Here is a 23,881-nt window from a genome sequence, read left to right as displayed (position 1 = left end):
TTTCCTACATTAAAAGTTGAGTGTCAGTTGATAAGCGGCGCTGAAAATCAGGGCGCCAAGGAGTAAAATTGTGATGAACAATCCGGCTTTAGGCAGCCAAAGCTGCATGTGGGCCAGGGTCTTATCCACCACTTCACGGTGGTTTGCGCTGCTTTCTCGCAGCAGATCTGGGTAACTCACCCGCTCGCCGAGCACTTTGAGTGCGCTGAGCTCACTGGGCAGCAATAACCCGGTATCGAGAATGCGGCCTAAATTACTTTGCCCCACGCTTTGCGCTTGCATGGTATTTAAGTGTCCTTTGGCAAATGCGGTATTGCGCTCACCGGCGTGGTTAAGCGCATCGCCTAATTTCATGCCGCAACTGGTGAGGTTAGCCAAGGTTTTGAGCATGGACGCCGCCACCGCCGTGCGATACAAGGAAAAAATGGGCCAGTCATTGACCCAGGGTCTTCCCCGTCCCGCCCAATGGGGCAATAACACCGAGAGCGCCATCAACAAGCCAAGTACTGCCAGCGCCGCTCCGGCCCCATAGGTGGCGACGACGTCTCGAACGTCCACACCAATACCGGGCGCGTAGTCGATGGTCGCGAGCATTCGGTCTGAGATTTCCACGCCATAAAGGCTCATGCCGACACACAGCGCATAAGGAAAGGCCAACAGTCGCACCAGTTTGGGCACAATGTTCTCGCCCCCTTGCAATTGGTCGATGGCCGTCTCTAGCCCCATCATCCGTTGCCCCGCTTTCTCTGAGGTGCGAATACTGGTCAGTACCAGAGCGGGAAACCAGCCTTCCAGAACGTCGACAAATCGCTGCCCTTGTCCTGGCGCCGCCAGTCCCGCTTGCCCGATGATTTTCAATGCGCCCCGACCATTTTCAACCAGAGACAAACAGAACTCTTTGGTGGTGAGTTGGTACTTATCGGCCTTTTTCCATTGCTGCAAAAAGTCAACGCGGTCTTTATCACTGAATTGCCACTGCTCCAGCGTTTTACCCAATATCTTCATAGGGCCTCCTTGAGCGCGCGATACACGTCCGTGATAGGCGTCGGCACTAGGTCATCCACCTGCTCAGAGGCCGACAGAATATCGACTTTCCCCTGCATGATGCGCGATTTACAATGCGCCTTGATATCTGGCCATCCCTGCGATTGTAAGTGCGCTTTCCACCCTAAATCGTCTTCACGAATAATGAACTGGCGGTCAGCGTCATCGAGCACAATCATCTCCATTACCACCACGCGGCCACTCTCGCCCGCCACCTTGTCTTCGCCATTGCATTTAGGGCAACCGGTGGGATTGAGTAGGCGAACGCCCGCAAGCTCAGATTCCGTGCACAGTTGTTTGAGCTGCTTAACCTTGAGCTCAAGCTTGTCTTTGGACATCGATGCTCGATACGCTTCAATGACGTGCTCCTGATGGTGCTCATCGAACGAAAAAGCGCAGTCACACAGCTTTCTCACCAATTTCACGTGCACAAACATCGCCATCAAATCCGGCGCCCCGACAATCGCAGCAGGCATGTTGAGTTGTTGAATGAAGGTTTGTGCCACACCTAATGCGCTATTGGTGTGCAAGGTCGCCAGTGCCAAACCGCCGGTTTCCGCTTTACGACAAAACTCTCTGGCCGTCGGCGTGTCTCGAATCTCACCGATATTGGAAATGTCCACATCGTGACGCAACGTCTCTTTGCAATAAAAGGCGTAGTCCAGTTTTACCCCGGAGCCTTCGACCGTTTCCACGCTCGGCTGCACTTGCGTTTTGCTCACAAATGCTTGAGAAAATTCCACCGGGTCTTCTAGTGAATGCACATTACGCGCAATGCGATCGACTTTTTCGAGCAGCGCGTACACCAGAGAGCTTTTACCAGAGCCCATGGGGCCCGTAATGATGATGCCCCCTTGGCGCTTGTGTATCATTGAAATAAGCGTACTTAGATACGGCGCGGGCAAATCCATGTCCTCTAAAGACAAAGCTTTGTCTCGCGGCGTCAGGCAGCGCAAAGTAAGCTTGGGTCCTTCATGGGTGGGAATGAGCGCGGCGCGCCATTCAAAGACGCGCAGTGCCTCTCCCACCTTGAGTGTTAAACTGAATCTGTCATTGGCGGGCAGGGTGTATTTAATGTCCTGTCCACCCAGGGTGGAAAACACATAGTCCATTAGGGCAAGTCCGACTTGCCTTGGCTGATTTTGCGCGCTTTGCTCATTATGAAAACGGGTCAACACGCGCCTCACCCCCACCGTTCTTAATAAGAAAAGCGTGCTGTCAGGTGTGGTTAACACGTGAATGTCCGAGCTGTTTTCATTAACGGCCGTTTGACACAAGGCGTGCAATTGACGCTCAATCGCCCCTTGTCCTTCTAAGTGGTCAAGCGCAAGGCCGGCCTCAGGCGCGGCTATCTCGGCATCAATCACCGATTGCGGCACTTCATCGACTTGAATCGATTGACCGAGCATCGCTGCCGACCCTTGTAGAACGTCAATAATCCCCCCTAGATTAGGGGCGTTAGGGTTCGAGGTTTGCACCACAAGCTCGGGGGTCACCACGGTGTATCCGTCGTCACGGCATAAGGCATTGAGGGTCTCTTCATCGACCGTACTCAATTGGGGATAGCGTCTCATAAGCCCCCCTCCAAGGTTCGAGTCGTCCCCTTATTTTTTAATTGAACGCCCTCACGACTAATGTGGCTGACCAGCACCCCCTTAATGCGCTGACCTTGCACGGCGCGTATAGGCGCCTGACCATCAACACTTAAGTACGCATAGGCTGCGCCCTCCTTGACCACTAAGCCACCTAGCGTGAAGCGATCAATCATGGGTAAAGATTTTGAACTCACTTCAGTCGCGCGCGGCACCTGCTCTAATACACTGACCGAGGGCAGCGTGTTGGGCTGACCGAGTCCGAGCCCCGCCCCAAGCTCTTGCTGATTGGCTTTACGCACGCGCGCTTTGGCCTCGGCTATCTTCGCGTCAAATTGAGCCAGGGACAGTTGCTCTGCGCGCTCAATGCGGGCCAGTGCACTGGTATCCAATACCGGCGTGGGCGTCACTTGGGTGGGTGGCGTTTTTTTCAAAGGGGTCACTTTCGGCGTGACAGACATGGTCTGAGTTGGTGATGGCGCCGCAGAAGCGGTCGTATTGCCTTGGCGATTGGCTATCCACAGACCTGCAACGATAATGCTGGAAATCAGTAGAATGGCGATTTGTACGGTGGACTTGGTCACAGTCATTGATTTTCTCCCGTGTAAGTAAGGTGCAAGGTGGCGTGGTACTGCCCCGACTCGCGGGGCGTCATTTGCAAGGTGGTGAGGCTCAATGGATACACCTCGGCCAACGTTTCGAATGTGGCGAGCTCAGCCAAGGTCATTGCGTCTTTTTTCAATGTAAAACTTAACGTTTTGATGAGCGCCGATGGGCTTTCTTTGGTATCCGAGATCCGCCAACCTAATTGCGTCAGCGCATCGAGGAGTGAATCACTGGCCTCAAAGGGACTCATTTGAGCCGACCACGCCTTTAACTTCTGCGTTAACGGTAGGCTGAGCGTCAACGATTGCGGTGTCAGCAGTGCATCCACATGCGCTAAGGTCTCGCTCCAATGCCGAGCATCACTCAATCGCCCATCCTCATCACGTTTCAAACGCGCGGTTAACTGCTCGCCTTGAAGCGTCAATGCGTTCAACGTCCATCCTGGCGGCGCGCTCTGTGCGAGCGCCGCCAGATGCAGGGCTTGCTCCGCGCTTTTGGCTGCACTTATCGCTTGGGACATGGTCTGCCGGTAACTCTGGTAATCATCTACCACAGGCGCGACTGCCTTGACGGGCGCATCCTGAGTTCGAGTCAGCCACAGCGCGGCGATGAGCACCATCAATAGCACTGCGCCCCCGGCGAATATCTTGGGGGCTTTCGACTTTTTAAGCGTGTAGCCTTGCCACTCTTTTTGAGTGAGCGCCGCCACCGCTTGAATGACGAAGGGTGACCACCTCTCATCAAGAGCATCGATGGCGGGCGTCAAATAAACCGCGTCACTCATTTTGAGCGTCAAAGTGTCAAGCTCATCAAAAGACAGTAGCTTGGCCTGCCTCACCACATCATTGCGCACTTGCATAAAAAACACGGCATCGCTATGACGGTCGATGAGGCACCAATGATTCGGCGCCGTCTCTTTTAAGTGGTGACGCCACGCTTCGGCCATCGCCACCCCAGGCTCATCACTGACGTAACGCGTCAGCCAGTGGCCGCGTTCTACTGTGAGTGCGTATTTCCCAGGGTGTTTGCGGGCTAATTGCCATTTCGAAAACGAGGACGCCGCCGTCACCACATGGTTGGGCGTAAAGTTTGGCATTATTTCACTCTCCTTGGGGTCAAGAGCACTAAGGTTTCCACCGTTTCTTGACCACTTAACTGACTGCCTAACCAATCAAACCCAAAGCTCGATGATTTATTGGCCGTTTGAGTTTGTTGTTTCACTGAGCCAATCACCACGGTTTGTCCGTAACGCAGTTTATTGGTGAAAGACAAATCCGCACTGCGTGTTGAAATGAATCGTAGCGTCGCATCATTGATTTCTTCGGTGCTGTCTCCAGCAATTTTGGTGAGCTTGCCAGCGGTACGTATCCATACAAAATCGTCACTAACATGGGTGTTCACCATCATGTCGATACCCTCCACCACATTGCCTCGCGTGGTACTGGTAGAGGTGGTTGTGTCGGTCACTTCGGTGGAAATATCGGATAAATACGGCGTATCCACCGTTTGAGAGATGCGCGCGCCTTTGGCGTTCAACGTCAGCACGCTAATTGGCGTGTCGGTTGAGACGGTGCCCTGCTGCTCCAGCGCTTTGATGAACGCGGTAGTGCCATCCCATTTTCCTGAGCCTTGGAACGCTAAACCACTGCCCCCGCTGATTAAGCTTGAGGAAGAGGATGAGCCAGGAATAATGAAACTTAAGGTGCCATCACCAACATCGCGCAAGAGGTTCCAGTCAATGCCTTGGTCTTTGTCTAGATTCGAGCGAAACTCCAAGATGCGCACATCCAAGAGCACTTGTTTCTCTAGCTCTGCTTGATAGCTCGCAATGACGCGTCGCGCCTGCGCCATTCGGCTCGGTGTGGTGCGTACGGTCAATGCCGTTAAGCCAGGCACCACCTTCACCGATCCAACCAACGTATCATCAGCTTCATTTTCATCGATGAGTACCGCTTCCACCGCGCCGGCGACTTCTTTCACCACCTCGACCGAGTCATAGGTGGTAATAAGGTACTGCCCCGCCGCTTGAGTATCGTCTTCCTCCCCGCTGCCACTGCTCTCACTTTCACTGCCTTGTTGCCCTGACATCGCGCCAGGCGGCAGAGTCAGCGTAAAGGTCTCGCTTTGGTAGTAACCCACCTTGAGCGTCTTATCTTGCGGCGTCAGACCATATCGCGTGGCGCTGCCAATGCGATTAAGCAAAGACTGCCTAGACGCTTCGGCATTAAGGGTAACGGGGGTGTTAGGATTGACATCCGGGTCAAACGCCACCTCAATGTTGGTGCCATCGAGCAACATGGACAACACCAAGGACAATGGCAATTGGTCGGCCTTAAGGCGCACACGCTCTTGCAGCCACTCGGGCGCGGTATTGCGCTCAATCGGGGTTGGGTTGGCGGGCGGCTTACTGAGGTAACGCACATTGCCAAGGGGCGTGCTCGCCTCACCGCGCGCTTGATCCATACTGTCTTGTATCGCCTGCGCGTTCTCTTTTCGGTCTAGGTAATCTTGACTGATGCAGCCGCTGAGCATCAACAACAAGGGTATCGTCATTAAAATAGGGTTCATCACTGCCTCTCTGTAATAAAAACGGTGCGCGAGCTTGAAATCAATTGCGCCTGAACGGGGTAACCCTCCAATACGGTATCGAGCGCTTTATCAAAGGCGCCGCGCGGGGTCACCACCCCGTATTCACCGGTTAAGGGATAATCGTCCTCACTCATCCAGGAGGCTCTCACCCCACCATCAAGCCAACGCCACTGATAAGACTTGGCCAGGCTTGCCACCGCACTTTTTAAGGTCTCGCCTTTCACCCAGCGAACGTCCACCGGGCCTTTGAGCGTGTGAAGTCCGGCCACGCCTTGTTGAACATCCAGGCGCAGCGGTAAATCCAAGGCTTCGCCCACTTGGGTGATGGTGCGAGGCAATGAGCCGGTAAAGTTCATGTGTTTCTCTAAGGGGCGCATGAGCACTTCCCTCTCTTCAGCACTCAGTTCAAACGCCACTTTGTCGATACGTTTGTCATGAAACCAACGTGACAGGGCGCGGTACGGGGATTCGTTCACACCAATAAAAAAGGTCGTGGGGGCCGGTAGAGCTTTCGGGGCTGTCTTCCCATCCGCAGTAAGCAACGGCGCCTGCGCTTTTTTCTTCACAGACGACTTAGACGGTGTTGACGTCACTTTTGAACTTGATGAGGGTTTCCCCTGCATATCACTGGCGAAAAACGCATCATTGTCATCCTCAAAACTGGACCACACCTCTGATGAAGCGCTTTTCGATGCCAGCGACTTTTTCAGTTGCGGGGTCATGACAACACTTGACGAACCATGTTTTTTTGAATGAGAGGCAGAAGATATCGATACGGCTTCGTTCGCTTTCACTGTGCCCGTCAGAGGAGACATACCTTCTGAAAATCCAGTTACAGGCTTGGGCGCCTGCCACTCATACCCGTACTTAAGTCGAAAGCCCACATTGCGACGAACCACATCTTCTTCAAGCGAGAACGCTTGACCGCCAATGACTTGCAAGGCTTGTCGAAGGCTCATGTGCCCCATATCGGTATGACCCAAAGGCAAAGGTTGCGCATAGAGCTGCGTTTCGGCGTAAGACGTCGGGGTGCGCAGCGACACACCGCTGCCTGACAATAAAAACTCGACACCGTCTTTGATGCTCATTTTGCTCATTACGGGTAAACGAGCTTCAATCGGCACGCCTAAGATGTCGGTCATTTGCTCGCCTGCCGAGCGTTCAATGACATAACGTGAGGTTTGCACGCTGCTGCCCGATAATTCGGGGGCGGTGCGAATATTTAATGGGGGTGGCGGCGTCTCTACAGGCTCAGGCGGGGTTTGACACCCGGCCAACAAGCCTGCAAAAGACAACATGAGCCAGCGCGTTTGCATATCATTCTCCTGACAATAAAAGACCCCGACACGCTAACAAAAAGGCAAGAGGAAAATCTCGATTAGAAATACATTGGTGGATGTATTTTTAACGAGTATTTATTTTTTAAATTGTGATATCATTACTGGTTTTTTAACTGCTAAGCATTAAACCTCAAGTAGAGGTTTACATTTACAGTAGAAACAAAAACGCCAGCTTATCGCTGGCGTTTGATGTTAAAGCGTTAAGTCAATTCCCTTGTTCATTGATACAGACACTCTCCTTTATTGTTCATAAGACTGCCACACAATGAACAGTGACCTTGTTCATCCGGTAACACCTCCTCTTCTCGATATTTTTTGCAAGTCGGCCACTCAACCTCGTCGCTCTCAGGATTTTTAACCGAAAAGGTAAAACCCAACATGCTACGAAACCAGTCGGTTTGATGGACATCAACCTCATGGTTTTTCACCTGCAGCTTTAACTGCTCCAATTCTTGAAGGTGCGCACAGCACTCGCTGTGAGAGTAAACCGAGAAGCCGAACTCTTTTGTCCACTTCACCACCGCTTCAACCACATCGATCGCAGCATCTTGCGCTGATTGACTTTCCGTTATTTTGGCCAGTGCCATGGTGCCTTCATCATCATATACATAGATAATCTGCATCAACATCACCCTCCATAGTGAGAGAAATGCTCAAGCACGTAGTCAGGCCCCACCACGTCGTAATAGCCCTCCTCGTTCTCTTGCTCAGAAAACACCAGGTCTTCCCAAATCTCTTCATGGCTCTCCCCGTTCACATACTGAACGTAACCGGCAAAGGCGCAGCCGCATTCAGCAAAGAAGTGGGTGAGCGTGGTCTTTGGAAAACGACGCGCTAGCACCTCTATCGGTGGTATCGCCGGAGACCAAGCGGTATCAAATTCCAATTGGCCCTCACCTACCTCTAGAACAGAGACTCGATCCCACTTCGTGCCAAGGCGTTCAACGTTATCGTGATACCCCGATGGAGTTTGGCTATCGCGAGAAAACAAACCACCATTAAAGCCATTGAGCTCAACCAATAACATCGGCGGCGCTAACGCACTAAGAGAAAAGTTCTTAGACGCTTGCTCTGGCTCAGGTAAATCCAGCTTTGCCCAAACAATATCGAGTGGTAATCGACGAAAATAGAGTCCTGTCCAATCTGAGGCCTGCTTTTTTAGCAAGGGTGCCATCTTCATTCTGGCGGCTTTAGGTAAGTCACCCCAATAACGCTGCTTGAGGCCGCTTTGATCAAAAAGCGCCAACAGCCACTGGCAGACCTCCTCATTGAGTGCCACATCGGGTTGTTTCATTAACGTGACAAACTTTGTAAACGCACGATTTTCTGGTGTTGAACTTCCGACCTCGCGAACAAGGTCTGGGTAGAGTTCAAAACTCATCGGGTAAGTGGGTTTTAACAGCCCACCGACACCGGCTAAAAACAGCTTAGCCGCCGCGCGTGACGCTTGTTGATGAAGCAGTGGTTTAGGTTGGGTCATGAGTTCGATGATGGCATCAGAATCAGGCCCATCGATATGAATTTGGTTGACACACCAATTTGGCATAATCAGTTCCTCTTAAAAAAATAAAAGGATGCCCCACCTGGGAGACATCCCTGGTGGGTGGTGCGCAAAGCGCGATGTAATTAAAAAAGCCCCTATCTAAGATAGAGGCTTTAAGGTTAAGTCGAATTGAGGTTATTTAGCGATAGCAGCAACTAAAGCGATCAATGACACGACAAGTGGCGTGATAAGTAATATCGGTTGATATTTAATATCACGTACCATTTTCATCGTATCGATTAATAGCCTCTCTCGCTCAGCTTCAAACTTTTGTTCTTCGGCATTGAGCTTTTCTCGCTCAGCTTCAAACTTTTGTTCTTCGGCATTGAGCTTTTCTCGCTCAGCTTCGAACTTTCGCCCTTCAGCATTAAGCTTGTATGTATTAGACAAAGTTTGGTAAAGCTCGGCGTTCTCTTTTTCCAACTCTTCTATACGTTTTTGCTTTTCGCACATTATCTTTCTCCATATTCATGAAATAAGAATAACAAAAAAGACAGAAAACCCCAATCCCGACAGGAATAGAGATTCCTGTCAGTAGGTTTGGTTTAGGTCATTGGGGACTAATGCTTATGAGAGCAATGCCATTAATATCTGCTCTTTGAACAGTAATGTCACTGTACCCACAGTGATGGTTCCACAAATCGCCCATTGCAATCGATCAAGCTTAGAACGCACTTCTTTAACTTCGGTTCGAACATCCGCAATGTCTTGCTTCAATTCAGTACGAACATCCACAATCTCAGTACGAACTTCGTCAATACGTCGATTCAGATTACGCTCTGTCTCTTGCAGCTGCTCTCGCGTCACGGCATGTTGTGACACATCGAGCAAATGCTTCATCAGATCTTTTTGGGTAAATTCGTTTGGACTACTCATCGTCATTATCTATTCCTATTCTCTGTTAACACTATAACAAAAAAGACAGAAAACCCCAATCCCCGACAGGAATGAGATTCCTGTCGGATGGGTTACATTACGGTTAGATCAACACTTCCACGACGTTGTACGAAACATACGGACCATGAATGGTTCTCGTGGTACGTCGAACCACTCCTGCTTGCTCAAGAGCGCCTAAAAATCCAGCGTACTCGTCGCAATCTTTGATGGCCGTTTCATTCTCGTTGAAGTGATTGTTTGGTAAACACACCGTCGGAGTGCCCATAGGCTCCCCTGGAAACGAATCCGAAGCTTCATTTCGTTTTGTATCGGCAGTGCATAACTGGAGCGCGATTTGCTTGTTATTGCGATAGTGATGTTTAGAAACGTCACAATCGATTTTCTGCCCACCGGCCAGTGTTACCGTCACCATAAGTTGAGTCATATCATTTCTTCCTAATGTAAAAAAGAAGGAATGACCCCATAGAGGAGGCATTCCCCTCTATGGGTTTATGGGTTGCCCCTAATGTGAGCGACGCTGAAATCTCAGCGTGTTCACATTAGGGGTAGATTCATCCCACACCATGAAATCATGGCTAAGGCGTTGTTGGATCACTTCAATGTCTTCGACGGGGTAAAAGCGACCTTCACGCATCATAAAACCAGCGTTTGCTAGTTCTGGTGGTGAAATATCACTGCCCCTCGCCACAGAAAAAAGCGCCGTGGCTTTTGTCTGTAAAAGATTGAGTTTGTCCATCTTGCTCTCCTCAAAAATAAATAAGGAGAGCCGCCGCCATAGGGGAACGAGTCCCCTGTGGGTTGGGTTAATAGTTAATTCAATTTCGCTTGTTCAATACGCGCCTCTAGGCGTACATCAAAACGCGCGTCCAGCATGGTCTTTTTCCACCAATGAACTACCGCTTGCGGCTCATCAGCGTCAAGAAGATAAAACGTACATAGCCAGCTCACCACTTCGGGTTCGCTGTGCAATGCCTGTTTCAATTCAGTCCAATGAACGCCTGTTATCGCTTTAGCATTACCATCACGGATTTTTTGTTCGATAACATCGAATACATCAGCGTAGTAGCAAGCTTTGGAATAACCGCGCTTATTTTCCTCCATGTTGGCTTCGCACTTAGAGCAAAACTCTTGGTCACATTCATGATGGCTACAGTGAGTACAATCCAATGAGTAAACTCGGTTAATGCAACCACCCAGTAACTCATCAAATTCACGTCTTACAGCAGCTTGACCGCAGCAAGGACAGGGTTCTTCACTTGTGAAACCATTCGTGTCGAGTACGTACTCTAGTACCAACGCGTTATGCGTCTCTTGAATCATCATTGTATTGTTCATTGTCGCTCTCCTAATATTGGCAAAAAGGAGAAACGTCGCCATAGGGGAACGTATCCCCTGTGGGTCATCAATGAAAGTAATAAAAAGCCCCAACACACAACAGTGTATTGGGGCAGTCAAACATCAAGCCGCTTGCTGATTTTCATCAGAACCAGTCGGTGCTGGCGATTGTACAAGTACAACATCATTCACCTTCAGATACTTCACTTTGAGTAGACGCCCCTTAATGGTTGCGCCAAACTGACCCGCTTTCGTACTGTGGTTGCTTTGATAAGTAAAGGTGTCGAGCGAGATATCACTGATAGTAAAACTCAGTGAGCCTTTATCGCCACCTTGTGGGCTAAAGTCATAGTTATCAAGACCATGCGCTTCAAAAAGCTCAATCGCCTCTTTCCCTACGACTTTGCAGTCAATGTACGTTCTTTCGTTATCATCACCACGTAAACACGTGATGGTGGTTGCGTAGAACGGGTCACCTTTTTTCGGTGTCACTTTTCTCACGCGGTTTAGAAAACCAAATCCATGAGTGTGAAGGTCGAAATAAGTGTTTTGATTGTTATCAGACATAATGTTTTCTCCGAGACAGGCTGCACGAGAAAAAATTACATCCCACCATGGGAAATAATTTTCCCGTGGGGGTGATAAAAAGTCGGTGTATAGCGCCAAAGCTCTATCAATATAGGCTAAGGGCAGTTAAGTACGCTTTCACTTCTTTAAAAAGAAGCCACGACACATTTCAGAAAGCCATTTAAGGGGGGTTAACCCCGTGTGTTTAATACTATTCGTCAGTATTCAACGTTTAACATCTTGAGGATAACAGTCCAAATGGGCTTGTAAAGTGATTTATATCACATCTTATTTGATTCATTTTTCATCATTATTAGTGCCTGATGTCGGCAGGCAATCGCTTTACCGCGCAATGGTTTTATTAATTCCTAACAAGGTTTTGGACAATAATTCGTTTAGGAAAACAAATATTGCCACTTAATACGCCTTCTTACAGTGCGCACTTTGCCTGCTAATGTTCAATAGTGCATATCTCCTTAAATCAGTGCAACCTCTTGTATTTAGAGGTTTTATCATTGAAGTATCGCGAAATGAGTAAGAATTACATTTTTCGAGAGTTAGAGTGCCAAATGACGAAGTTGCTGAACTGTGTTTTAAAACTGTGAGAACGGTCACATGGTGAGATGAAGGAAAACCAATACCGCCTGAGTGTAAAAGGCTTATGCGTATGGCAAAAGGGCGAGAACTCAGTCCTACTAGTGACTGGAAGCAATTTAAAATTCATTATGACAAACTAGAACTACCAACGGGCGATTTGGTCACAGCGCAACAAGTTTTACTTGGCATCGCTTTGTTAGAGATACAGTCAGAATTAGAACTAGAAACGACATCTCACTTACTTAGATATGCTAGGTGTCTTTCGAAGATGTTGGTTGAAAGAGGTGGCTACTAGAAGATAGAGAGCCAATTTGGAGTGAAATAAAAAGAGGGCTTCAAGCCCTCTATTTTTTAGCAAAGTTAAATTGACTTCCCTTTTGATGATAGACAAAAAGAGGAAATGCGCTAAGGACATACAACTCATTTGAGCCTTCAACCAACTTGAGCTGGCAATCTAAAACGTCAGATTGTTCTGGGTTTTTAAAGTTATTTCGAGTCCCATCTTGAATAAAGTTACCTTTTTCGACATTTAGGCGAACTAAGTCTGTCCACCTCTCTTCGTTTATCTTTCTAGGGTCAAGATAGTCGGTCATACCTTGTGTAGACAAGCCTTTATAAACTTTACCTTTGGATTGTTCAGTCTTTATCTTGTGCTCTATAAATGAGTTGTGACAAGGAACATCCCTGATAGCTTCAACCATCGGATAACTTACGAATAACTTGCCGGATTCAGTTTCCTCGTCAAACGTTTCAACCATTTTAGTTAAGTCTTCAGAGCTGAATTTATCATCATGAAACTCAAAATCGAAGAAGAGAAAAACTTGGTTGAAATCATCGCGACTAAATTTTTCAAACAAGTCCTTATTGCTATCGACAGTATTATATTCTTGAATAACCTCAAAAATATCTAAGTCTTCATCTTCTAGCATCTTACTGTGTAGTTCGTAAATATTATTACCAAAACAGCAGTAAACTATACTTTGTTCACCAAAGAAGCACTGTTTAAGACCATTGAAATATAGCGGTTCCCTTACTTCACCTTCAAAAACGCAAAGAATGGAACTTTTAATATTCATAGGTTAAACCCTTGAAGATTTTCTCCAAGTTATGAGCTTTTCTTAAGTCTTTATCTACAAGTTTATAGAGTGGGTACTGTTTATCAGCCAAGACGAAGTAACAGTCAGGTCTTAGTAAATCATTTGAAAGAATACTTAGATTATGGCTCGTCAGAATTGTTTGACCTGAACTCTGGTTCATTTTAGTTACGATGGCTTGGGATAATGAATAATGGTAATACGCGTCAAATTCATCAATATATGCGAAAGTTAATTCACCTGAATCAACTTTTAACCACCAGTAATAAAAAATCCCTAAAGACATTGTTCCGGTAGATGCTGCGTATGAAAATTCTACATTCTTATTTTTATACTCGAATGCAATGCGTTGATCTTCTTCTTCACCGATAACAGTTAGCTTACATCTAACACCTGATTCATTGAGAAACTTCTCGAAATCACCAAGTTTATTTGCCTCTATGATTGCACGAGATAGGCGCTTATTTGTATCAATAATTTGACCAAAGTAGTCAGCATTCTGTGTGAGGGTACGGAAGAAAATCATCCCAGACACAAAATCGATAAACTTAGTAAAAAGCTGAGCGTTCTTATCTTCCATATCTAAAATGGAATTGGATTTAATATATTTTATAGCTGATATATTGGGGTTTGTAATTTCAGAGCGAAGGCTTTCTGTACCTGCCAACTTAACAAAAAGTTTTTCGCTTTCATCACGATTTAATGAAACTACAAGCTCATTATTTATTACTAACTTTTCGTATCTAGTGTTTGCAACATCACTTTTTCCGTACGAATACTCAACGATATCATTCCCAAACTTAAACTTATACTCAAAAACGGCTAGCTCATCTTTACGTGCATCACCGTTTAAGTAGTTGGTTTTCAATGAATGCATTATGTTTACATCGTTGATGTGACACGTTAAATCAAGAATTGCTATGCCAAGGTTTGATTTGCCGCACCCATTATGGCCATAAGCTATTGAATGCTTGATTATGCAATCTTGTACATTATCAGTATTGAATTCATAATGCTTTTCTGTTTCAAAGCTAAAGTTAAATCTTTCAGAGAAGTTTCTGAAATTGGATACAGCAAAATTGGCTAACATAAAATGCCCCAGTACTATAAATAATTACCTGATAACAGTCTAACATAGGCAACTTAGAACTGCCGTAAAAAAAATACGGCAGTTCTTTATAGAGAAGCTCGTAGAGCCTGAGTTTCAGTGATAGCTATTAAGTACGTCGAATTTACCCCCGTGATACAACACGGGAATTTACAACAAACAGCATTGGAAGAATTGATAATTTTTAGTAGGGGAAAGCCCATAAACAGGATGTGAATGAGTAAAAGGTCTATCCAACAATGGGCCACTTTCGAGCTAGAAAGTGCCACGGGTAAAATGTTGATAATATATTTTCTGATCACATTACCAACCCGCGTGTTTGATACTACTTGACGTGAGTAACGGATATTTTAAATATCTTCTCAACCAAAAAAATTACTATCAGGATCTAATTTAAGTGTTCCTATCGCCAAATCCAGTAAATGATGGGTAGAGTGCTGCATCCATTTACCTGACGCACGCATCCCATAAAGTACCCAGTGCTTCTTGGTTTTTACGTACGTTATTTTTGCAACGGGGAAACGTTGCGTTGTCCCATCACCAGAAAATGAAGGGGACATTTCATAAAGCATCAGACTTTGCTTCTCCAGCTCAGTCACATAATCGATCTCCGACCTTATCGCCAGAGGAGGCCGAATGTCCTCGACTAATTGCTCCATCATCTTCAAATAGCGAGCGCACTCAAATTCACTAAAAGCCATCTATTACTCCAACCGTTAACATCAACCACCAAAACCGTCATGATAACGTTAACGCCCCCTTGAACCAAAACGATTATTCGTTACAATGCTTGCGCCAGTGGGGTACAGGAACTCCATTGGCCGGAGCTCTCCTCACAGGCGCTTCGTTGCGTGCATCGTATAATGGCTATTACCTCAGCCTTCCAAGCTGATGATGCGGGTTCGATTCCCGCTGCACGCTCCAATTCATGCTCTAAGGTAATCCTCATGCAAACGCCCCCTTCTGACGAAATGAAACAAGCTAAAAAAGCCTTCAAAGCCAGTTTAAAATCGTATCTGGCTCAGTTTGACGAGAAGGCTGAAATACCAGACGTCAGCGTCATACTGGACGCTTTTAAACCCGTCATATTCCAAGAGTCCGTCGATCTCATCAGCCAAAATAAAACCAAAGTAGCCCGAACGCTCAACGTGAACCGTGGCGTGCTGTCTAAAGTACTGCAGCAGCATCCAAAACCTACGCTCAACCTAGATGAAGAGTCGCTGAGCTGAAACAAAAACCACTTACTTTTTGTCGTGACCTTCTGTCAGTGCCGCTAACCTATCTTCAAGCGCAAACACATAGGGGCTTAAAAACAACGTAAACTGAATGTTTTCGCATAACTCTCCTGAGATATGCACATCATGAAGCCCCACGAGATACCAACCTTCTTCTTTATACTTCTTCATCCATTGAACCAAGTCTCTGATTTCATCATGCTCCAACAGGCTCAAGTCCTTGATATAGTCATTGTTCAAGTCGGTTCCTATATACCGAGAATTACTCAGGGATAAGTAGCCATCCCCTTTATAAGGGAGCGCGCTGGGATGAACCACATCAATTCCGTAATCAAAATACGCATAGGATATATGCGCAAGCAGATAGCGAGATGCTTCAACAGATAACGTGAGCTGGCTTTGTTCCAGTCTCTCTTCAATGTCGTCGTCAGGCGAAATGGCTCCTACCGATATCTGCGCTTTTTGGGATTGGTACTCATGATGGCTTTCTGAGCAATAATGCAATCGAATGGGAATGTCACATCTCATGTCAGCTTTAGGATCAACCTCTTTTAATGTTGGAATTTGAGTCGGCGCAATTGAATTTATCATGTTAACTTCCTTCATTTTTCGTCTTATTTATTGTCTCAATCAACTGCTTCGCTACCTGCTCCATAGCTTGGCTACTCAAGTCGTTTCTTGCACCGCGCAATTGATCGTATTGTACGAGGCGTGACACGGAGTCTTGATAAAGCCCTAACGTCGCTCGCTCTGCATCAGAGGTCAATGTAAACACGCGATAACGCTGCTTCACACAGTCATCGAGGTAAGAAAATACGCAGTGTTCCATTTCTCTGGCTTCCCTTCTCAGCCCAAGTCCTGTGGTGATTTCTTCCACTGTTATGCCTTGCGTGTCAAACGTCTCCCACTCGGCTCTTTCCCACGTCAACGCATTCATTTGCGCGTCCGCATCCAACCTGTCGGTGTTCATTCTGGCCACCCAGCGTTCATGTTGCTGGACCAAAGCGTACCAAGATTGATTTTTGTGGATGACGGCATCCTCGCGCTCTACCCAATCGAACACATCATTAAATTGGTTGAGGGCTCGGCGCCATTGCTCTTTTTGTTTGCGCACCTTAACGCGCCCAATCATGGGCTTGAAGTATTGCGCCCATCGAAACACCACACGCTGAAGGCGCTCAAAATCCAAAACCCCGTGATGGTCATGTCGCGCCTTTTGGTCCCTTATGGTTGATAAGAGGCGAACCTGAATCGTGGTGGAATACCCCGTAAGCGCATCAAGCAGCGACAGCTCTGAAGGTGTCCACATCCTTGCTTGGATAAGCAAAGCTTGTACTTTTCTTGGTTGACGATTAATTTTTCGAATGACGCCTTTACTGACCTCTGTAGGCAAATGGGAAAGCAAATGTTCGTAGCTGAATAGATTAGGATGTATGTGGCGGTTGACTCCTCCTGGCAACACACTTAACCAGGGCAACCATACTCGGTGACGTTGATAGGCACTCACATCCTTGACCTTATTGCTAAAGGAATGCAGCTGCCCAAAAGATACCTGGCTCAGCGAGCATTGGTATATTTGCAGGTAGAGCGACAACTTCTCTTTATCGACAAAATCCCACAGGTGTTTATAGAGCGCGCGTCCACCTAGCTTGATGCCATGTTCAAGAAAACCAAATTGCTGACCAAACCGCTTTGAAACCCACTGTTTGGTTGTTTTCCCCATATCAAGATAAGCCATCGGTACTGGTGTCATATCCATCCCGTCATAATCGCCTTTTTTCGACACTTTCACTGGCACACTGAGCGCTTGAATCCCTTGCTTTTCCAAATCCGACAATAGCGCGCCTATCACGTATTCCAATATGTTGTAAAACCGCCACGCCAATGAATCCTGACGAGATTGCATCATAAAATCAGGCGAATACTGGCATCCAACCCAAGACCCGTGGAGATTATGCTCCCCATCCCACGTTAACGAGAGACGCTGCATAGTGACTTTTTGATTGGGGTGCTTAACGAGACGAAAGAGTCCAGCCAGCACTAACGTATCGAATGCTCCATCTTGCTCGCGTTTGACCATTCTTCGCCAAGACTGGTCGTTTAAAAAGCGGTAGAGCGTTTGCCATGCCAGCACCTTCGATTGCTCTTGTTCACCCTCCATACCGTGAAACGAAGCCATCGTCGATGACAGTAACACTTGGGGTGGCGGCAAGGCCGTTAACGTGTTCATCGGCCCTCCCTTTTTTGAATTAACGCGCTGCGCGGAGGCGTCACCATGCGGTCGTGTGTGTCAAAGTCCACCCTATCCAGATTCAAGTGATGAAAGCTCATCACTTCACCATCAAAAATCGGCGAGTGCTCGTGCGCAAGAAACCAACAACCAAAATCAGAACGAGAAGGTCTAGGCCCTATCCTTATCGACAATGTGTAAGAAAAATCTTCTGGCTCAAGGTGAGTGGTATATTCGTTCTCCGAGTCTTCCCACTGTTGCTCCCATTGACGTTGCGCCTGTCTATAGGCCTCACTGGCACGGTGATATCGCGTGACACAGGCTCGCTTATGCACCCCAAGATAACGACAGACTTTAAAAAAGCCGTGCAAATGCGCGATTGTCACGCTTGACTCAAAACGCATCACGCCTTTACTTAAAGTAAAGGTGCCTTGTATCCAGCAATCTTGACGCTCAGGTTTACTAGGTAACGTCCATAACCCAACAAAGATATATTGGCCTTTCGTCAGTTTCTTGAGGTAGGCTTGGCCATACGCAAAACGACGTTGACCGATAGATTGACGAACCCCACCCAGTGACAAGACTTCATGATTACGAAGCTGATTCAATTTAGATTTATAATACAGTGGGCGACGGGCTCGCTTGAAAAACTCAAGCAACGTCATCTCGATAGACGGATTCATCCTTCCCCTCCATAAGTTTTCATCATAACGTCATGCGCGACTTTCAATTTTTTCACCCCGTTATAAATATTGCGGCGCGAAACGCCGGTGATAAACTCCGCCAACTCGTAAGTGTGGCCATGAATAATACGAAGGCGCACCGCCTTTCGAGTACTGTTAGGAAAGTCCCGCTCTGAATACATCGACAACAACGCATTCAGGTGCCTTTCTGTGAGAAACTGCCTCATACCCCTTTCACCCATTAAGCGCTTAAAGCTGAATTTTTTGTGTCGTCTAGCCGACTCATAATTTAATCCTTTTTGACTTCAAACCTCAGAAGAGCCAATCCACTGCTCATCGAGGTAAGCATCCCAACCATCAGGACTCACTGAGAAATAGTCGACACACTCCAACGTATCGTGCGTCCAGCCGCCTTTGGGGGCGTGGTACTGAACCATTTCCACCCCCTCCAAGCTCAGAATACGAAGCAATGCCAACGTGCGCCCTTCCATCTGGTCGGGCTCAGCCGGTGATAACGAACGGGCGACTATCATGAACCCATCTCCTTTCCTAACTTGCCTTTGTCATCGAAATGACGCTTCTGACAGCCTTGTTTCCACGCACTGCAGCTCCAATAGAAACTGCCTTTGTTTTTCCCGGACTTGCGCACCAACACACCTTTGCCACAGGCACACTTTTGATTTTTGGCGGGCTTGCCGCGCACGCTATCGAGGATAAGGCCACATTGCTCGCGGTCTTCACATGCCCAAAACGGTTTCTTGGTCGAGCGAAGGCGCATTTTTTTGCCACACAACGGGCAGGGCGCTTCGGGCTCAACGACTTTCGGTAAGGTAATAGTGATGTCTCCGGACTTCACCTTACTAACAATGGCGCGCACAAATCCTTCTTGGTTTTGCATAAAGGCATCGAGGCTCATCTCTCGCTTGGCAATGCTTTCGAGCGACTGCTCCCAAATCGCGGTCATCACCGGATTGCTCACTTCGTTCGGCAGCGCCTGAATCAAACCGCGTCCCGCTTCGCTACTTAGGAGCTTTTTCCCTTTTGCTTCCACAAAGCCGCGCTTTTTGAGCGTCTCAATAATGGCCGCGCGCGTTGCTTGCGTGCCAAGCCCTGCCGTCTCTTTCAAAATCGCTTTGAATTGAGCCGGAACATTATCGCTGCGTGCAATATTGGCCATCGCATCGAGGAGCGTCCCTTCGGTAAACGCAGAAGGCGGCGTGGTTTTCTTACTCACCACATTGACCTGGGAAAACGTCAGCGACTGACCGACCGTTAAGGAAGGCAGAGATTGAGATGCACTGTCTTCGCTCTTCCCTTTCCCCTCTTCTTTTTCTTCTTTCGCCACAACCCGCCAGCCTTTAACGCGCTCCACTTTGCCGGAGGTTTTAAAGCGGTGACCCACACACTGCAATTCAATCACAGTGGCGTCATCTTCGGCATGCGGATAGAACTGAGCGACGTAACGCTGCACGATGGCTTGATACACGTGTTTTTCGCGCTCACTGAGTCCGGTGAGTACCGGCGCCTTTGCAGTAGGGATAATGGCGTGGTGCGAGCTCTGCGCCACTTTTTTATCATTCCAACACGCGCTGCTTATTGCCTCGTCCGCACCTTGGCACATCGATGCAAACTCAAAGGTCTGACCCAACGACCTCAAAATTTGAGTCACTTCGCCTTGCTGGCTCACCGGCAAAAACGCGCAATCGGTACGCGGGTAGGTGGTCAGTTTGTGCTTTTCATACAAGGCTTGCGCCGTATCGAGCACTTGCTGCGCGGTGTAACCGAACTGAGCCGACATGGCCTTCTGCAGAGAGCCCAAGAAAAACAGCGCAGGATGTTTGGCTTTTTGGCGTTTGGTATCAAACACGGCGACAGTCGCCACTTGTCCCTGACAATTCCGAGCCACACGCTCAGCGGCCTCACGAGACACACATCGCCCTGACTCATCGCTTTGCGCTTCTGGCACTTGCCATTTAGACGAAAACCCTGTGTCACCGACGACGTCATAAAACGGTTTGGACACAAAATTCGCAATGGCTAAATCTCGCTCAACCACCAACCGTAAGGTGGGCGTTTGGACGCGGCCCACCGATAAGGCGCCGCGATAGCCGGCTTCTCGCCCCACCAGAGAGCAAAGCCGCGTTAGGTTCATACCCAGCAACCAGTCAGCTTGACTGCGACCAAGTCCTGCCCAATACAGCGATTCGGTTTCACTGCCAGGTTTGAGATTATCCAAACCTTTACGAATGCTCGCTTCGTCTAAGGCGCTGAGCCAAAGTCGAGAGACTTGGCCTTGGTAACCCACAAACTCTAAAATCTCACGAGCAATCACCTCCCCTTCACGGTCGGCATCGGTGGCTATCACCACCTCTGTCGCACTGGCCAGTAGCTTTTTGATGACATTGAACTGTTTCTTCTTGTCCGGTGGCACGACCATTTGCCAGGTCGATGGCACGATAGGGAGCGTGTCATAAGACCAAGCTTTTAATGCGGGGTCATAATGCTCCGGGTCGGCTTGAGACAGAATATGACCAAACCCCCAGGTCACGACCACACCTTGACCACGCAACGCCCCCTCGATTTTTTCATGACAGCCAAGTACCTTGGCAATATCACGTCCTTGAGACGGTTTTTCACATAAAAGCACACGCATGGTTTACCTCCAACCTACGCACAAACAAGGTGACCGCGTCACCTTTAGAGCGCCTTCTTGATAAAGAAAACTGACCCAATAACAAGTCACCCATCATGATGTCGTCACCTTGCTGGCGAGTTGTTTCTTCACCCAACCTGGCGTGACCTTACTGAGCGTCATGCCTTCACGGTTGCCAATTAAAGCTTGCTGCACTTGCGAACAAAATGGCTCTTGCGCTTTCACGCCGAGCTCCGCTTGAGCGCGTTGGTCGGCGTCACCACTTCGGCGCGACCGCACACGAAATCGAAGCGCCGCAATCGCGTTAGATAAATTCACTCCTCTCATCTATCACTCCCTATTTAAAGTTCAGATTGAGAGGCTGGGTTATTATTCGCCCCTGATTGTTGTGGCTTTTTTAATAACACCGCATCCACACGCTGCGCCATGATGGTAATTAACGAAGCCGTTAATGCCATGCCTGACGTCATTTGGCCTGGGTTATTTTTATCTTCCCAAACGTCGATGCGGAGTTCGCCTTCAATACGTACGCGCATGCCTTTTTGTAATAACTTACTTAACGCCTCAGCGTCACGCCCCCAATAACTGATATCTACCCAAAAACCGCCCTTATCTTCATAAGGACGCTCTGGGTCTTGTGTTTTAATTAAACGGTCGTACTTGACGTTAAATTTTAATAACGGTCTAGCTTCACCATTCGAACGGTCATTCGCTGGCTGCCAACGCAATTCTGGTGTCATACCAATATTGCCATCAAAAATAAAAAGACCTTTTGCCATCTGTTTTTCTCCTTTGAACAAAGTCACGAGAAACAGTATCAAAAAGGCAATAGAAAAATACTCATTAAAAATACATTGGTGGATGTATTTTAAACGAGTATTTATTTTTTATTTTGTGTTACACTATTTAAAGTTACGCCAAAATATCACTAACTATTATATTGATTACGTATCAACACACAGAACCGCTCGCTTAACGCTTTATTTCTTTTGCCTCACCCCTTTGCTTTCCCTTTCCCCTCCTGCCTCAGACGACAATATATTGTTCCATCAACAAGGTTGTCGCGTTCGCTCCATTTCCCACCTTGCTACTGCCTCATCCGTGTTATTTCTCTTTACTGCCTCATTTATTGAAACCTTGCCTCAACGTAATACCGAAATCCCCCGTTTTTGCTCCCCGTGCCCCTCAGCGCTGATCGCCTTGCTCACCGCTGAGGGGGCCTGTTTGCGCCACATTGAAGCCGTTTAATGGTTTACTGAGGCAAATTCTTACCTTAAGGTTATCTAGAAACCTGTTTTACTTGAGTCTTTATTATGAAACCTAAATATCGCGAAAGTCTTATTAATCAAATGAGGCAGATTCAACGTGATAAGAAAAAGAAAAATTCTAAACTTGAATCATTCAAAAAGGAAATACTCATCTTGAGGCATGTTAATTTAAGTTATAAAAAAATTTCAATTTGGCTTGACAGTAAACATAGTACGAAAGCATCCTTGAGCCAGATCCACTATATGACTTCTGTCGCTTGGAAAGATGATCCTTTCCTAAAAGATATTAAATCCATGGCAAAGTATGAGTAATCAATTATTTAATGAATTGATCCATAACAATTATCTTGTTATCGATCATGAACATACCCAAATAACAAAACCATCACAGAAAAAAGGATCGCCTTTAGATCGCTATCGTTCTGAACTCTTATTTTTCAGGCGCGAGATGGGCTGCTCTTATCACGATATTGTGAAGTGGCTTGCAATACATAAAAACGTTCACCGCTCTCATACTCAAGTTGCTTTAAGAATTCAACAATGGGAGGCAGAATATGCCAAACAAGAAAAGCTCCCAACGAAAAAAGTTTGAGCGCAAGGCGAGAAATTTTTTCAATTTCCACTATTTTGGGCTAGGTAAAAACAAAAAAGAGGCGAAAGGAAAATTAAGAAGTCAATCCACTCTTTTTCGACATGTGGAGACAGCTGCCTTTATTCAAGAGCGGATGGGCGCAGCCATGCTAATAGATATTACGCCACAAATGGCTTTGGATTATTTATCATCCCGAGTCGGTAAAGTTTGTAGCAAAATGCTTGCAAATGAGAGGCGTGTACTAGAGCGGATCGTTTATTTACATGAGCCAGAGCGTAGGCTTTATATAGAAGAAAAACTCGATCCTAGAGAGTGGGTAAATCGAGCTTATACTCACAAACAAATTCATCAAATCATGACACATCAAACTCCAGAAAATCAGTTAGCTACCGCGCTGTGTTTTACAGCGGGGCTCAGAGTACAAGAGCTCCTCACCCTCCAACGATTTGACGAAGCTTCAGCGTCAAAAGATCGAAAATGGCGCAGTGATTTGTTTTCGGGTTTGCAAGGCGAGAAATACGTAGTGAAAGGCAAAGGTGGACTATATCGAGCCGTCATGATCCCGCATTGTTTAGCGAAAAAATTAGAGAGGCATCGTCTGAGTGAACCCCGACAAATCAAAGACCGAAAATGTACTATCACTAACCGGTACAACATCACTGGCGGGAAAAAATTTACCGATGCTTTCAGTCAATTGTCTAAGCGAGTTCTAGGCTGGTCACACGGTGCTCATGGGTTAAGATATACTTACGCACAAGATCGGCTTAATCGTTCTATTCCCGATAAAAGTTACGAAGAAAAACTGGAAATCATCAGCCAAGAGCTTGGCCATTTCAGAAAAGAGATCACACCTCACTACCTTCATCGAGGTACGTGTTCGTAGAAATAAGGGCGCTCTTAGACCATGC

The 23,881-nt window shown here is 47.3% G+C and carries 27 protein-coding genes, 1 tRNA gene and 1 pseudogene; 5 read left to right on the top strand and 24 right to left on the bottom strand.

The window, feature by feature from the left end; translation table 11 throughout:
- Nucleotides 1-9 precede the first annotated feature (9 nt).
- From AB4263_RS10800 to AB4263_RS10735, 14 genes are all read right to left on the bottom strand, one after another.
- On the bottom strand, nt 10-1,005 hold the full coding sequence (locus AB4263_RS10800) for a hypothetical protein (protein WP_102300534.1): 996 nt from the start codon (nt 1,003-1,005) through the stop codon (nt 10-12).
- A complete protein-coding gene (locus AB4263_RS10795; protein ID WP_372081662.1) occupies nt 1,002-2,618 on the bottom strand; it encodes a GspE/PulE family protein in 1,617 nt (538 codons plus the stop codon). Before AB4263_RS10795 ends, AB4263_RS10800 begins: the two co-directional genes overlap by 4 nt.
- Nucleotides 2,615-3,226 carry a hypothetical protein gene (locus AB4263_RS10790; protein WP_102300536.1) on the bottom strand — a complete coding sequence of 204 codons (612 nt, stop codon included), beginning with the start codon at nt 3,224-3,226 and terminating at the stop codon, nt 2,615-2,617. Before AB4263_RS10790 ends, AB4263_RS10795 begins: the two co-directional genes overlap by 4 nt.
- A complete protein-coding gene (locus tag AB4263_RS10785) occupies nt 3,223-4,338 on the bottom strand; it encodes a hypothetical protein (protein WP_102483219.1) in 1,116 nt (371 codons plus the stop codon). The genes AB4263_RS10790 and AB4263_RS10785 overlap by 4 nt, the downstream gene beginning before the upstream one ends.
- Nucleotides 4,338-5,810, bottom strand: a complete 1,473-nt coding sequence (locus AB4263_RS10780; protein WP_102300566.1) for a type II and III secretion system protein — start codon at nt 5,808-5,810, stop codon at nt 4,338-4,340. The genes AB4263_RS10785 and AB4263_RS10780 overlap by 1 nt, the downstream gene beginning before the upstream one ends.
- On the bottom strand, nt 5,810-7,147 hold the full coding sequence (locus AB4263_RS10775; protein WP_372098190.1) for a hypothetical protein: 1,338 nt from the start codon (nt 7,145-7,147) through the stop codon (nt 5,810-5,812). Before AB4263_RS10775 ends, AB4263_RS10780 begins: the two co-directional genes overlap by 1 nt.
- 242 nt (nt 7,148-7,389) lie before the next feature.
- Complete coding sequence (locus AB4263_RS10770) at nt 7,390-7,794, bottom strand: hypothetical protein (RefSeq protein WP_371728088.1); 405 nt, start codon at nt 7,792-7,794, stop codon at nt 7,390-7,392.
- Between the two features lie 5 nt (nt 7,795-7,799).
- On the bottom strand, nt 7,800-8,717 hold the full coding sequence (locus AB4263_RS10765; protein WP_372098189.1) for a DUF1281 domain-containing protein: 918 nt from the start codon (nt 8,715-8,717) through the stop codon (nt 7,800-7,802).
- Between the two features lie 132 nt (nt 8,718-8,849).
- On the bottom strand, nt 8,850-9,167 hold the full coding sequence (locus AB4263_RS10760) for a hypothetical protein (protein ID WP_372081800.1): 318 nt from the start codon (nt 9,165-9,167) through the stop codon (nt 8,850-8,852).
- Nucleotides 9,168-9,281: 114 nt separating this feature from the next.
- Nucleotides 9,282-9,596, bottom strand: coding sequence for a hypothetical protein (locus tag AB4263_RS10755; RefSeq protein WP_198599960.1), 315 nt, complete (start codon nt 9,594-9,596; stop codon nt 9,282-9,284).
- Between the two features lie 97 nt (nt 9,597-9,693).
- Nucleotides 9,694-10,035, bottom strand: a complete 342-nt coding sequence (locus AB4263_RS10750) for a hypothetical protein (RefSeq protein WP_102333121.1) — start codon at nt 10,033-10,035, stop codon at nt 9,694-9,696.
- Nucleotides 10,036-10,113: 78 nt separating this feature from the next.
- Nucleotides 10,114-10,347: a hypothetical protein gene (locus tag AB4263_RS10745; RefSeq protein WP_237297761.1), complete on the bottom strand. Its 234-nt coding sequence runs from the start codon at nt 10,345-10,347 to the stop codon at nt 10,114-10,116.
- 74 nt (nt 10,348-10,421) lie between these two features.
- Nucleotides 10,422-10,946 carry a hypothetical protein gene (locus AB4263_RS10740; protein ID WP_235612580.1) on the bottom strand — a complete coding sequence of 175 codons (525 nt, stop codon included), beginning with the start codon at nt 10,944-10,946 and terminating at the stop codon, nt 10,422-10,424.
- Nucleotides 10,947-11,069: 123 nt separating this feature from the next.
- Nucleotides 11,070-11,513, bottom strand: a complete 444-nt coding sequence (locus AB4263_RS10735; RefSeq protein WP_017110273.1) for a DUF3577 domain-containing protein — start codon at nt 11,511-11,513, stop codon at nt 11,070-11,072.
- 515 nt (nt 11,514-12,028) lie between these two features.
- On the opposite strand from AB4263_RS10735, the pseudogene AB4263_RS10730 reads away from it, so the two are divergent.
- Nucleotides 12,029-12,405, top strand: a pseudogene (locus tag AB4263_RS10730) (regulator).
- A gap of 49 nt (nt 12,406-12,454) precedes the next feature.
- Here the strand turns inward: AB4263_RS10730 and AB4263_RS10725 are convergent.
- The 3 genes from AB4263_RS10725 to AB4263_RS10715 form a co-directional block, all read right to left on the bottom strand.
- A complete protein-coding gene (locus tag AB4263_RS10725) occupies nt 12,455-13,186 on the bottom strand; it encodes a hypothetical protein (protein ID WP_136985708.1) in 732 nt (243 codons plus the stop codon).
- A complete protein-coding gene (locus AB4263_RS10720) occupies nt 13,176-14,294 on the bottom strand; it encodes an ATP/GTP-binding protein (protein WP_136985707.1) in 1,119 nt (372 codons plus the stop codon). The genes AB4263_RS10725 and AB4263_RS10720 overlap by 11 nt, the downstream gene beginning before the upstream one ends.
- A gap of 380 nt (nt 14,295-14,674) precedes the next feature.
- Nucleotides 14,675-15,013: a DUF3024 domain-containing protein gene (locus AB4263_RS10715; protein ID WP_017110279.1), complete on the bottom strand. Its 339-nt coding sequence runs from the start codon at nt 15,011-15,013 to the stop codon at nt 14,675-14,677.
- Between the two features lie 148 nt (nt 15,014-15,161).
- Between AB4263_RS10715 and AB4263_RS10710 the strand changes: the two genes are divergently transcribed.
- Nucleotides 15,162-15,236, top strand: a tRNA-Gly gene (locus AB4263_RS10710).
- Between the two features lie 23 nt (nt 15,237-15,259).
- The gene (locus AB4263_RS10705) at nt 15,260-15,541 is read left to right on the top strand and encodes a hypothetical protein (RefSeq protein WP_102333834.1); all 282 of its coding nucleotides are present in this window, start codon (nt 15,260-15,262) and stop codon (nt 15,539-15,541) included.
- A gap of 12 nt (nt 15,542-15,553) precedes the next feature.
- Here the strand turns inward: AB4263_RS10705 and AB4263_RS10700 are convergent, their stop codons facing one another.
- The 7 genes from AB4263_RS10700 to AB4263_RS10670 form a co-directional block, all read right to left on the bottom strand.
- Nucleotides 15,554-16,138: a hypothetical protein gene (locus tag AB4263_RS10700; RefSeq protein ID WP_372098188.1), complete on the bottom strand. Its 585-nt coding sequence runs from the start codon at nt 16,136-16,138 to the stop codon at nt 15,554-15,556.
- A gap of 1 nt (nt 16,139) precedes the next feature.
- Nucleotides 16,140-17,777 carry a PcfJ domain-containing protein gene (locus tag AB4263_RS10695; protein ID WP_372098187.1) on the bottom strand — a complete coding sequence of 546 codons (1,638 nt, stop codon included), beginning with the start codon at nt 17,775-17,777 and terminating at the stop codon, nt 16,140-16,142.
- Nucleotides 17,774-18,460 (bottom strand): hypothetical protein, encoded by a 687-nt coding sequence (locus AB4263_RS10690; RefSeq protein ID WP_371728081.1) that lies wholly within the window; start codon nt 18,458-18,460, stop codon nt 17,774-17,776. The genes AB4263_RS10695 and AB4263_RS10690 overlap by 4 nt, the downstream gene beginning before the upstream one ends.
- Nucleotides 18,461-18,765: 305 nt before the next feature.
- Nucleotides 18,766-18,993, bottom strand: coding sequence for a hypothetical protein (locus AB4263_RS10685; RefSeq protein ID WP_372081813.1), 228 nt, complete (start codon nt 18,991-18,993; stop codon nt 18,766-18,768).
- Nucleotides 18,990-21,113: a DNA topoisomerase III gene (locus AB4263_RS10680; RefSeq protein WP_372098186.1), complete on the bottom strand. Its 2,124-nt coding sequence runs from the start codon at nt 21,111-21,113 to the stop codon at nt 18,990-18,992. The genes AB4263_RS10685 and AB4263_RS10680 overlap by 4 nt, the downstream gene beginning before the upstream one ends.
- 93 nt (nt 21,114-21,206) lie before the next feature.
- Nucleotides 21,207-21,440: a hypothetical protein gene (locus AB4263_RS10675; protein ID WP_019821570.1), complete on the bottom strand. Its 234-nt coding sequence runs from the start codon at nt 21,438-21,440 to the stop codon at nt 21,207-21,209.
- 14 nt (nt 21,441-21,454) lie between these two features.
- A complete protein-coding gene (locus AB4263_RS10670; protein ID WP_102300587.1) occupies nt 21,455-21,892 on the bottom strand; it encodes a single-stranded DNA-binding protein in 438 nt (145 codons plus the stop codon).
- 793 nt (nt 21,893-22,685) lie between these two features.
- Between AB4263_RS10670 and AB4263_RS10665 the strand changes: the two genes are divergently transcribed.
- Nucleotides 22,686-22,973 (top strand): hypothetical protein, encoded by a 288-nt coding sequence (locus tag AB4263_RS10665; RefSeq protein WP_102333108.1) that lies wholly within the window; start codon nt 22,686-22,688, stop codon nt 22,971-22,973.
- Nucleotides 22,936-23,856: a tyrosine-type recombinase/integrase gene (locus tag AB4263_RS10660; protein WP_102333109.1), complete on the top strand. Its 921-nt coding sequence runs from the start codon at nt 22,936-22,938 to the stop codon at nt 23,854-23,856. Before AB4263_RS10665 ends, AB4263_RS10660 begins: the two co-directional genes overlap by 38 nt.
- Nucleotides 23,857-23,881 lie beyond the last annotated feature (25 nt).

The organism is Vibrio sp. 10N.261.55.C5 (assembly GCF_041470505.1).
Lineage (GTDB): Bacteria > Pseudomonadota > Gammaproteobacteria > Enterobacterales > Vibrionaceae > Vibrio > Vibrio crassostreae_C.
This window is presented reverse-complemented; position numbering and strand designations above follow the sequence as displayed.